This window comes from Vicinamibacteria bacterium, assembly GCA_035620555.1.
In the GTDB taxonomy this organism is placed as follows: domain Bacteria; phylum Acidobacteriota; class Vicinamibacteria; order Marinacidobacterales; family SMYC01; genus DASPGQ01.
Genome location: DASPGQ010000427.1, coordinates 1 through 2,971, shown reverse-complemented (window position 1 = coordinate 2,971; position 2,971 = coordinate 1). Strand labels below are relative to the sequence as shown.

Annotated in this window: 5 protein-coding genes; all 5 read right to left on the bottom strand. The window is 64.5% G+C overall.

What is annotated here, in order from left to right; genetic code table 11:
- Window positions 1–1,230 (bottom strand): hypothetical protein (locus VEK15_17510; GenBank protein HXV62501.1); only part of this gene is annotated, 1,230 nt, incomplete at its 3' end.
- A gap of 23 nt (window positions 1,231–1,253) precedes the next feature.
- Window positions 1,254–1,811, bottom strand: a complete 558-nt coding sequence (locus VEK15_17505) for a hypothetical protein (GenBank protein ID HXV62500.1) — start codon at window positions 1,809–1,811, stop codon at window positions 1,254–1,256.
- Window positions 1,812–1,980: 169 nt separating this feature from the next.
- Window positions 1,981–2,196, bottom strand: coding sequence for a CHAT domain-containing protein (locus VEK15_17500; protein ID HXV62499.1), 216 nt, complete (start codon window positions 2,194–2,196; stop codon window positions 1,981–1,983).
- On the bottom strand, window positions 2,189–2,557 hold the full coding sequence (locus VEK15_17495; GenBank protein ID HXV62498.1) for a hypothetical protein: 369 nt from the start codon (window positions 2,555–2,557) through the stop codon (window positions 2,189–2,191). The genes VEK15_17500 and VEK15_17495 overlap by 8 nt, the downstream gene beginning before the upstream one ends.
- Window positions 2,527–2,971 (bottom strand): reverse transcriptase domain-containing protein (locus VEK15_17490; protein HXV62497.1); only part of this gene is annotated, 445 nt, incomplete at its 5' end. The genes VEK15_17495 and VEK15_17490, both read right to left, overlap by 31 nt.

Here is a 2,971-nt window from a genome sequence, read left to right as displayed (position 1 = left end):
CGGTTTCGTACCGGTGGCCGACAAGTTCCCGAATACGGTCAAGCTATCAGTGATCTGGAACTCATCCGTAGGGTCGTCCCACTCAATCGCCTCACCCGTGTCGGAACCATCCTCGAAGAAGTAGATGTCCTGGAAACCCTCCGGACCATCCTGATTCAGCCGGATACTCGCTGCATTGATGAACAGTCGATCGTTGACCTCCAGCGAGTCACTCACGAACAGGTCCGAGACGCTGTCGATGTCCGCGTTGAAGCGTGTCAGCGTTCCGAGGCGGTTGTAGGGCTCCAAAGTCGCGAGCGTCCCCACTTGAAGCCACCCCTCCACTGCGAGCCCGTCGCTGAACTCGAAACGGGTCTGGGCCGCGTCCCAGGACAGACTCTCACCGGCGTTACCTGGATACAACGCACCACCAATCTCGAGGTTGCCGGGAGTTCCCGGAGTTCCGTCCAGTCTCGCCAACTCGACTCCGTCGCTTTCCCTGACGAATCCCACGACCCCACCCCACGGACGGAGTTCGATGGTTGATTTGCCGGAGATCGTAATCCTGCCGTCGTCGACGGTGTCGCCACCCATGAGAACGAGGTCGTCTCCATTCTCGTTTCCAGCACGGAGATAGAGCGCGTTGCTGCTCGCGCTGATCCCGGCATTTGAAGGGCTGAAGTTCACCTCACCCCCGAGCAGGATGTCGCTTCCCACCGTCAGTGTGGAACCGAGGGTCAGAGCCCCGGCCTTCGTTTGTGGGACCACCGACGTGTCGAGGAGGTCCAGTGAGTCCTTGCCATCCAAGTGGTCGGCATTCAGCGAGTAGGCCGAGGAAACGACCCGGATCCGGGGGCACAGCGTCTCCCCGCTGATCTGGATCTCGAGGTAGACGGCCGCGTCGTCTCGAAAGACCTCGCCGAGCGTAGCCGCCGCTCCCGCGGTCAGCGTGCCCTCTCCGAGCCGGACATCGAACAGGCCGCTGGTCACCGTCACCTGGCCGATCGCATCGACCGACGTGTGGCTGTCGGTGAGCAACAGCGTGCCACCCGCCGCTGGGCACCCCGGCCCACCATCGGCATGGTAGAATCGGAAGATCATGTCGAATGAACCGTTCTCGGGCGCGCCGGCCACGTCGCGGAGCACGCCCTGGTAGTTCACGAGCGGCGGCGGTGATGCTGCGAAGGCGGTGGCCCACAGGGCCGCCGCGAGGATGGCCACAGCCGACACAACGATTCTTTTCGAGCGCATCGTCGTTTCCTCCGAGATTCAGGTCAAGGGCACGGGGCCGCGTTGGCGCGCTCCGCTCCTGGTATGCCGCCCATGGCTTGGAATCCCTTGGTGCCTTCCTCGTCGAGGCGGTTTTCCGCCGTCACGAGATAGAAGTAGCCGTCGCCCACGGCGGGCACGCTTGAATCCGCTGCGATCGGGAGGGCCCGTTCCGCAGGGGCGAGACAGCTCCCGAAGCCTAGCCCGATAAGATTGCTGATCAGGTCGCGGTACACGTTGTAGACCATCGACCTCTGTGGATCCCACGCGAGGTCGGTGCCCGAGGTGAACTCGACGCCAAGGACGTCGGACGGCGGGGGATAGGCCGTAGAGAAGCTCGAGTCGAGGGCGAACGAGGCGCTTGCGAGGTCGAGGTGCGCCAAACCCCCACCAATTGAGACGAGTGTCACCCGGAAGCCCACCCCGGAAGATGGAATCGGGCCTCCGTCCGGAAGACCGCCGGAGTTGAACGCGTGCTCGTCGAGGACGAAGCTCGGGCTCGACGCCGCCAGTGCGAGGCCGCTCAACAGGAAGCCGGTGAAGCGGATCGCCGCTTTCGTCATCGCGTCCCTCTCTCAAGTGGATGGGTCCTGCCCTCTTCAATGCTCGTGGAGGTGGATTCGCACACAGAACTTCGCAACGCCAACCGCGAAGCGGCCGACGAGACGACAGTGGGGGGGCGGAGGTACCTTGCTCGGAGTCCAAGGTTCGGCCCCGTCCTAGGCGGCCCGTTCAGCGGGTCGGTAAAGATAGCGGGCGGTCTGGATCACCGACGAGCAGGAAGCCCACCCAGAAGAAGGGGTGGGACATGGCCTTCTCCTTTTGGATCTGGACCATCGCCCGCCGTAGGGCCTCGTCCTTGGCGAGCCCAGCTCCCAGCTTCTCGTGGAACGAGACCATCAGGGCGGCCGACGCCTCGTCCGCCACCATCCACTGCGTCCTAACCACGCTCCTCGCCCCCGCCGCGATGAGCGAGCTCGTGAGGCCGACGACTCCCTCCCGGCGCACCCTTCAGGCGCTTGCGTTGGCTGCGACGGTGCAGCCACTTGTACCAGGCCCGCCTCGTGGATGCGACGAGAAGCAGCAGGCTACGAAAGTTGCCGCTCACGCCGAAGTAGTTGAAGTGGCCTCGCAGTCGCCGGCTGAGCGCGGCGTGCTGTTCCCTTACCGACCGATGTCGATGGCGTCGACACCCCAGCCGTTTCCCCAGCACCTCGATTACACGCCGAGCGTCGTCCTCGCGCTCGAAGCCGATGATGAAGTCGTCGGCGTAACGGATCAGGGTAGCCCTGCTCCCACGTGCAAGCACTTGCCGATCCGTCGCAGCAGCGACCCATCGGCCACCCGAGTCTGGAGCATCTCGACGAGCGCCGTGCGATCGACGCGGTCGAAGTAGGAGGCGATGTCGGCCTCCAGGATCCAGTTCACCTCGCCCGGATGGATGATCCGGTCCAGGGTCCGCACGGCGTCATGGGCGTTGCGTCCGGGCCGGAAGCCGTACGAGCAGATCGTCTCCAGCACGTCGCGGACGGCGTCCTGGACCAGCTTGTCCTCGAACGCCGAAATCCCAATCGGTCGCGTCTTACCCCGGCCCTTCGGGATGTGGACACGTCGGATCGGTTGGTGTCGGTAACGTTTCGATCGCAACCGCGTCCACGCCGACGGCCGCGGCCTTGCGCACGCGGTCGTCGGCTCGTCGCAGGGCTGGCACATCGATCGGTGT